This is a genomic window from Aquabacterium sp. UBA2148 (assembly GCF_002328915.1).
Classification (GTDB): Bacteria; Pseudomonadota; Gammaproteobacteria; order Burkholderiales; family Burkholderiaceae_C; genus Aquabacterium; species Aquabacterium parvum.
Map to the genome: position 1 here is coordinate 1 of NZ_DCXA01000097.1, position 7,430 is coordinate 7,430.

6 protein-coding genes are annotated in these 7,430 nt (G+C 66.5%); 2 read left to right on the top strand and 4 right to left on the bottom strand.

Features of this window, described 5'->3' with window-relative positions:
- The coding region (flhA, locus tag B2W70_RS05185; RefSeq protein WP_286743542.1) for a flagellar biosynthesis protein FlhA at nucleotides 1–1,789 on the bottom strand (1,789 nt) is incomplete at its 3' end.
- 258 nt (nucleotides 1,790–2,047) lie between these two features.
- Between flhA and B2W70_RS05190 the strand changes: the two genes are divergently transcribed.
- On the top strand, nucleotides 2,048–2,731 hold the full coding sequence (locus B2W70_RS05190) for a PEP-CTERM sorting domain-containing protein (protein ID WP_286743545.1): 684 nt from the start codon (nucleotides 2,048–2,050) through the stop codon (nucleotides 2,729–2,731).
- Nucleotides 2,732–2,758: 27 nt separating this feature from the next.
- Here the strand turns inward: B2W70_RS05190 and flhB are convergent, their stop codons facing one another.
- From flhB to B2W70_RS05205, 3 genes are all read right to left on the bottom strand, one after another.
- Nucleotides 2,759–3,925 carry a flagellar biosynthesis protein FlhB gene (flhB, locus tag B2W70_RS05195; RefSeq protein ID WP_286743547.1) on the bottom strand — a complete coding sequence of 389 codons (1,167 nt, stop codon included), beginning with the start codon at nucleotides 3,923–3,925 and terminating at the stop codon, nucleotides 2,759–2,761.
- A 140-nt stretch (nucleotides 3,926–4,065) separates the two neighbouring features.
- Nucleotides 4,066–4,533 carry a lipase secretion chaperone gene (locus tag B2W70_RS05200; protein ID WP_286743551.1) on the bottom strand — a complete coding sequence of 156 codons (468 nt, stop codon included), beginning with the start codon at nucleotides 4,531–4,533 and terminating at the stop codon, nucleotides 4,066–4,068.
- A 279-nt stretch (nucleotides 4,534–4,812) separates the two neighbouring features.
- Entirely contained in the window at nucleotides 4,813–5,616 is an 804-nt protein-coding gene (locus B2W70_RS05205) for a dienelactone hydrolase family protein (protein WP_286743553.1), read from the bottom strand.
- A gap of 290 nt (nucleotides 5,617–5,906) precedes the next feature.
- On the opposite strand from B2W70_RS05205, the gene B2W70_RS05210 reads away from it, so the two are divergent.
- Nucleotides 5,907–7,430 (top strand): DUF1631 family protein (locus B2W70_RS05210; RefSeq protein WP_286743555.1); only part of this gene is annotated, 1,524 nt, incomplete at its 3' end.

Below are 7,430 nucleotides of genomic sequence, written 5' to 3' on the forward strand. Positions count from 1 at the left end.
AGATCTGCTGGACGATGGCCGGGGCCAGGCCCACGCGGATGCGGCGGGCCAGCTCGGACGGGTCGTTGACCAGGTTGGGTGCCACGGCGCAGTGCTCGGCCATGGTTTCGATGATCGAGCCCATGTCGCGGATGTGCACGCCCTCTTCGAGGAGCAGCTGGAGCACTTTCTGCAGGGTTGCGATGCCGACCATCTTGGGAACCACGTCTTCGATCAGTTTGGGAGCCAGTTTCGTCACGTGCTCGATGAGCTGTTGGGTCTCGACGCGGCCCAAAAGCTTGGCGGCGTGGAGTTGCATCAAGTGTGAAAGATGGGTCGCCACGACGGTCGAGGGATCAACCACCGTGTACCCGGCCATTTGCGCGACATCGCGCTGGCGCTCTTCCACCCACACGGCGGGCAGGCCGAAAGCGGGGTCCACGGCCTGGGTGCCGGCGATCGGGTTGGTCACGTGGCCGGGGTTGATGGCCATCAGCATGTTGGGGAAGACCTCGCCCTCGCCCACCACGGCACCGCGCAGGGTGATGCGGTAGAAGCTGGGCTTGAGCTCCAGGTTGTCCTTGATGTGCACCGATGGCGGCAAGAAGCCGACTTCTTGCGCGAACTTGCGGCGAACACCCTTGATTCGGTTGAGCAGGTCGCCACCGCGCTCCTTGTCGACCAACTGGATCAGGCGGTAGCCCACTTCCAGGCCCAGGGTGTCGACCGGCTGCAGGTCTTCCCACGAGGCCTCGCCGTTGGGGTTGGGCGCGGACTGGGGCTTCTCCGGTGCAGGCGGTGCCTGGCGCTCGGCTTCCTTCTTGACGTGGATCCGCCAGGACGCGTAGCCCAGGCCACCAGCCATCGGCAGGAAGATCAGCGAAGGCATGCCCGGGATCACGCCCAGCAGGCCGATGATGCCTGCGGCCACGCCGATGACCTTGGGGTTTTCCAGCATCTGGCTGGTGATCTGGGTGCCCACGTCCTGGTCCTTGCCGACCCGCGAGACCACCATGGCGGCAGCGACAGAGATCAGCAGCGCCGGGATCTGCGCGACCAGCGCGTCACCGATGGCCAGCAGGATGTAGGACTCGGCAGCCTGCCCGGCCGACAAGCCGTGCTGGACCATGCCGATGATGAAGCCGCCAATGATGTTGATGAACAGGATCAGGATGCCGGCGACCGCGTCACCGCGCACGAACTTCGAGGCACCGTCCATGGAGCCGTGGAATTCGGCCTCTTCGCCCACCTCGCGGCGGCGCTTGCGGGCCTCGGCCTCGTCGATCAGGCCAGCGCCCAGGTCGGCGTCAATGGCCATCTGCTTGCCGGGCATGGCGTCCAGGGTGAAGCGGGCCGCCACCTCGGCGATGCGCTCCGAACCCTTGGTGATCACGGTGAAGTTGATCACCACCAGGATGGCGAACACGATGATCCCGACCGCGAAGTTGCCGCCGATCAGGAAGTGGCCGAAGGATTCGATCACCGCGCCGGCGGCGCCCGTGCCGGTGTGGCCCTCGAGCAGCACCACCCGGGTGGAGGCCACGTTCAACGACAGGCGCAGCAGCGTGGTCAGCAGCAGCACCGCCGGAAAGGCCGCGAAGTCCAGGGGGCGCAGCATGGTGGCCGCCACCATCATCACCATCAGCGACATGGCGATGTTGAAGGTGAAGAAGATGTCCAGCACCAGGGGCGGCAGGGGCAGCACCATCAGCACCAGCACGGTCACCACGATGAGCGGGGCGACCATCATCTGGAACCGTTTGGCGTCGCCTGACGACATCGCCAGCAGCTTCTGCATCCAGGGGTTCATGGGGGGCACATCCTTGAAGGGGGTTGCAAGGATTGTTGGCCGCCGCCCCTTGAAGCTTTAGCGAGATAAGCAGGGGCGGTGCGCGCCTATTCGGACCACGTTGCGTGGGGTGAAAGTCACGGTTTGTTCCTGCGCGAGAAGCCGCCCCAGCGGATGGGGGATCGCCCTGTGATGGATGTCACACGCAAGCCAGCAAAATGGCACCGCCACTCCGACGGATCAAACGTCGGCGGCGCCATCAACAATCAGGGATAGACCATGAAACTTCGCGCAATCACCCTCGCTGCGGCAGGCCTGCTGGCCGCCGCCTCTGCTCAAGCCGAGCTGCAGACCTGGCGCTTTTCAGGTCTGATCATGGGGGCTGCTCAGACGCTGTCACCGTCTGCGACCTACGGCGAATACACGCAGTTTGACCTGACGTTCGACACCGATGCAGCCGCCGTCGGTGACACCTTTGCGGCACCGCTGATCGGCCTCTCGATCAACGGTGCGTCGGTCACCTTGGGCCCCAGCAGTCTCCAGGCGGGCACGAACTCTTCCCTCCTGAGTGCCTCCCTGCCGTCCAGCAGCCTGACCTCGCTGGTGATGTGGGGCGCACCCGCGACCGACGGGTGGGCACAAAGCGCTGTCAAAAGCGTTAGCGAGTTCCTGAGCTACACCGATATGCGGATCGAAGACATCGACACGTACCTGGTGTCCGGCGGCGGTCTCACTTGGCAAGAGGCGGTCACCCAGGAGTACATCGTGGCGGGCCTGCCTTACATCAAGCTGAACCATCAGGCCGGTGGTTTCCAGACCTATGCCCTGATCGGCGCGGCAAACATCACCCCCGGCGTGCCTGAGCCCAGCGCCTGGGCCCTGGCCCTCTTGGGCGGCGTGGGTGCAGTCGCCCTGGCCCGTCGACGTCAACCCGCGCGCCAAGCCGAAGCACTGGCCGCCTGAGGGCAGTTCAACACGCCAAATCAGCCATCAAGCGCCCCGAGCCGCCTCTTTCGCGGCCTCGGCGCGCAGCGGGTCCATCTCATCCGGCACCTGCAGATCCGGCAGGTTGCCCGGCAGGGGCGCCCGCCCGCTGAGCGCCTGTTTGAGCTGATACACGTAAGCCAGCACCTGGGCCACCGCGCTGTAGAGCTTGACCGGCACCTCCTGGTCGAGCTCGGTGTGGGCGTACAGCGCCCGCGCCAGCGGTGGCGCTTCCAGCACCGGCACCTTGTTCTCGGTGGCGATGTCGCGGATCTTGAACGCCAGCAGGTCCAGGCCCTTGGCCACCACGCGCGGCGCGCCCATCGAGCCCTCTTCGTACTTCAGCGCCACGGCGTAGTGGGTCGGGTTCATGACCACCAGGTCGGCGGTGGGCACGGCTGCCAGCATGCGCTTGCGGGTGCGCTCACGCATGATCTGCTTCATGCGGCCCTTGACCTCCTGGTTGCCCTCCTGCTGCTTGTACTCTTCCTTGACGTCCTGGTGCGACATCTTCATGCGCTCGGCAAACAGGAACTTCTGCAGCGGCCAATCGAGCAAGGCAAATCCCGCGATCACCAGCAGCATCGTGCCCATGACCTGACCCATGGTCACGCCCAAGTCGCGGATGGCTGCTGGCAAGGGCTGAGCCAGCAGGTCGGACATGCTGGGCCAGACCTTCATCAGCGTCATCACGCCCACCGCGCCCAGCACCAGCGCCATGGCGCAGGCCTTGAGCGCATCGATGAGCTGCTGCTTCTTGAACAGGTTGCCCAAACCGCTGATCGGGTTGAGCTTGCCGAAATTGGGCGCCAGCACCTTGAAGGACATCACCCAGCCGCCCGAGATCACCGAGGCAGCGGTCGAGGCCAGGGCCACGCCCACGCCCACCGGCACGACCATGATCAGCGCCTGCATGCTCCAGTCGGTCAGGCGCTGGAGCATGAAATCGGGTGAGGCCACCGTGCGCACGTCAAAGCGCAGCCCGCCCGACATGAGCTTTTGCAGCTGGTCCAGCCACAGCGGCGTCAGGCCCATGAGCACACCCGTGGCCGCCAACATGACCAGGAAGTGCCCCAGGTCCTTGGAGCGCACGACCTGGCCGTCCTTGCGGGCCTTGTCCAGTTTCCGCTGCGAGGCGGGTAACTGCTTGTCTTGTGAGCCTTCGTCGGACATCGGGGGCAAGGCCTGGGCAGACCGGGGAAACGATGCCTGAGAGTGTGCTCAGCAAGTCCTCTGGGCATGGCCCGGAAAAACCGCCCGCGAACCGGCCTGATCCCTCAGACACCGGCAGGTGAAATGCCCGCCACGCCGCCTCAAGGAGGCGTTGCCGCGGCCTCCGCTTCGCGGGCCATGCGGGCCTGCGCCTGACCGATGGCTTCCTCCAGGCTCAGGCCGCCCGTGCGCATCGCCTCCTCGGCGTCATCCAGCAGGCGCTGCTGAAGCGCCTCTTCGGCGCCGAAAAGGGCACCCGCATGCTCGCCAAAATGCTGCGTGCGCAAGGCCTGCATCAGCTGCAGCTGCCGCCGCGCATCCTCGATGCTGGGGCGTTCGGGTTCGCTGGCCAGGGCCGTGGTCAGGGCCTGTTCGTAGCGCACCCATTGCTCATACAGCACCCTGGCCTCTCGTCTGGCGATCTCGCCCAGCGGCTGAGTGGCTTCGTCAAGGCGAGCCAGGGCTTCGTCACGGCCATGCAGCGCGGCGACGCGCTCGATGTCGGCACGGGCCTGCTCGTCGACCAGCAAGCGCCCTTGGGGCGTCAGGCGGAACACGGGTGGCGCCACGTTGGCAAGGGGCGATAGCCCGGACTTGCCAGGTCCCGAGGCCGCGCCGAGTTGCGAGGCGGGCGCAAGGGACCCTCCCGGCCCCCGGGTCCAGGGCAAGCCGCCGGCTGCCCCGACTCGAGCAGCGATCGAGCGGCCGTCACCGCCATCACCACCCCGGGTCAAGACCCCGGGCTGGTGCAACCACCAGCCCACGAACGCCACAAAGGCCAGCGCCAGGGCAAGGGGCCACCGATTCATGCCGGCGCCCCGCTTGCGCACGCGCGCTCAACCATTTGATCAGAAGGGCCCGGTCGAGGCAAAGCTCGCCCACGCCGCATCCTGACCGCGCAGGAAGTCGGCGTACGCCGTGTTGCCATCGGCAAAGCGCTTGACCCAGGCGATGTTGGTGTAGCTGGCCGGCTCGCTCGCCTTGTTCGGGAAGAAGTGGTCCGCGCCCTGGATCACACCCAACAGCTTGGGCGTGGTGGCCGGGATGGCGTTGTAGAAAGGCTGCGAGTGGCTGGCAACGGGCGCAACGGTGTCCGCCGTGCCGCCGATGATGGCCGAGGGCACCTTGATCGACTTGTACTTGCTGGACGACAGGTTCCAGGGTGCGTAGGCCACCGCAGCCTTGAGCCCTGGGGTGGCCGCAGCCGCTTCCAGGGTGCCGCCACCGCCCATCGACCAGCCGGCCACCACCTGCCGTGTGACATCGATCTTGCCAGCCGCGGGGCCGGTGGTGACGGCCGAAGCCGCCTTGAGCGCCGCCAGCAGTTGAGAGGCGCGGCTGCTGGGAAAGTCGAGCAGCGTCTTGGTGCCGATGGTCACCACGACGAACCCGTGCGTGGCCAGGCGCTTGCTGATCTCGGTGATGCTGGACTCGGCAGACACGAAGCCAGGGCAGACCGCCACCAAAGCGTACTTGCCCGGTGTGTTGGGCGAGTAGACCGTGCCCTTGCCGAAACCCGAAGCGGGAATGGATTGTGCTGAGATGGCGAACGGGCCATCTTTCTTGAGGTCATCCAGGGTGACGGCCTGTGCGGCGGTGCTCAGACCGAGGAAGGCCAGGGTCGTTGCGATGAAAAGGGGCTTGATGGACATGGGTGCTCCGGATGGTTGGCTCAAGGTGGCGACAAGGCAGCGCAACGGTTTGAGCCTGGGTGGACGCCAACCGGTGCACGAAATTCGCTCAGTCTCACATCGAACGCCCCTGCACAGGGAGCGCAAACCGCGACACACCAGGGCATGTCCCATGAGGGCTTACACCGTCCGCGACAAAGGGATGTCCGCCCCGCCGATCGCCAAGGCCTCTGGATCAAAAACATGGAATGGGCCCAGCAGGCCCTGCAGATTCGCGCTTGCCACGCTTCGCGCCGGCTTAGGATGACCCGATGGCCGAATCCGTCCGCTTCAACGATCACGTGCAGGAACAGCTGGGACGAGCCCCCGAGCTGGCACAACGCATCGTCGCCCGCACCCAAGCTGTGCTGCGTGACAGCGGCACCGACCTGTCCCTGGCACAAGACCGCAACCTGCTGTTCGGCGTGGCCGAGGCCGTTCAGGCGCGGCGCGCCGACTTCGAGTCCGCCCTGACCCAGCACATCCAGGACGAAGTCCGCGCCACCCAGGGCGATGGCCCCAGCGGACGCAAACTGCACGAGATGACCATCGACCAGCTCACCCTGGTCGACGAAAACCAGGCCGAACAGGACATCGAGATCTCGCGCACCGTGCAACTCATCGACCTGGTGGCCGAGTGGGAATTGCGCGAACTCCAGGCCTGCACATCGGCGCTGCAGGGCGACACGACCCCACGCCCGCACACCAACCCCCTGCGCCCGGCTGTGTTCGCACGGGCGCTCGGCGCCGCTACGCGGGTGCTGCCGCTGTCAGCCGGCGAGCGCAACATGCTGCTGCGCCTGACCGGTCGCGTGCTGGCGGACTGCCTGCGCGAGCACTACCGAGAGGTGTCGGCCACGCTGAGATCCCTGGGCTGCGACCCGGTGCCTTTCAAGGCCGTCACCCACCCGCGACGCAGCGCCCCGCCCTCGTCCCTGATCGTCACCCAGCCTGGCGCGCTGCAGAGCCTGCTCGATCGCATGCCGCTGCCACCGCCGCCGGCTGCCCCCGCTGCCGCCGCAGCGGCCCATGCCGGCGACCTCACCTTCGGCGTGCTCTCGCGCAAGCTCGACGAGATCAACGACCCGCAAGGCCTGGCCGCGCGTCGCAGCCAGGCGCAAGTTTCACGGCTGCTGAACACCCTGTTCCAGCAGATGCAGGCCGATGCCGAGGTGCCCGCGCCGGTGCGCCAACTGATCGGCCAGATGGAGCCGGTGCTGCAACGAGCCGCCCAGCAAGACACCTGGGTGCTGCGCAGCGACCAGCACCCGGCCTGGCGACTCATCAACCAAATGGCAGCCTACGCAGCCGGCTATGGCGAAAACGACGCGGTTGCGCTGCGCGGCTTCCTGGCCTTCATGCAGCCGCGCGTGGCGCGCATGTTGCCCGAGCCCGGCCCCGGCAGCGTCGAGCTCGAAACCACGCTCAAGGAGATGCAGCAGTTCATCGTCTCCCAAAGCCAGGCCGCCGTTCAGCAGGCTCCCCAGGCCGTGGCCCGACTGCGCGAGGCCGACCAACGCCTGACCCTCCACCCCTTGCTGCAACAGCAAGTCGCCAACCAGGTGGAACTGGTCAAGCTGCCCCAGGTCATCAAGGACTTCCTCTGCGGCCCCTGGGTCGAGGTGCTCACGCACACCATGGCCACCACCTCGCCCGAGGACGACGAATCGCAAGCCATGCTGTGCGTGGTCGACGACCTGGTGCAAAGCCTGCAAAGGCCGGAGAGCATCGATGCACGCGAAGCCCTGCGCCGCAAGCTGCCAGACCTGAGCAACCGGCTGCAACGAGGCATGGGT

Excerpts from the sequence above, each read along its gene's own strand:
- B2W70_RS05190 (WP_286743545.1), top strand. The coding sequence starts at position 2,048 with ATGAAACTTCGCGCAATCACCCTCGCTGCGGCAGGCCTGCTGGCCGCC.
- flhB (WP_286743547.1), bottom strand. The coding sequence starts at position 3,925 with ATGTCCGACGAAGGCTCACAAGACAAGCAGTTACCCGCCTCGCAGCGG.
- B2W70_RS05205 (WP_286743553.1), bottom strand. The coding sequence starts at position 5,616 with ATGTCCATCAAGCCCCTTTTCATCGCAACGACCCTGGCCTTCCTCGGT.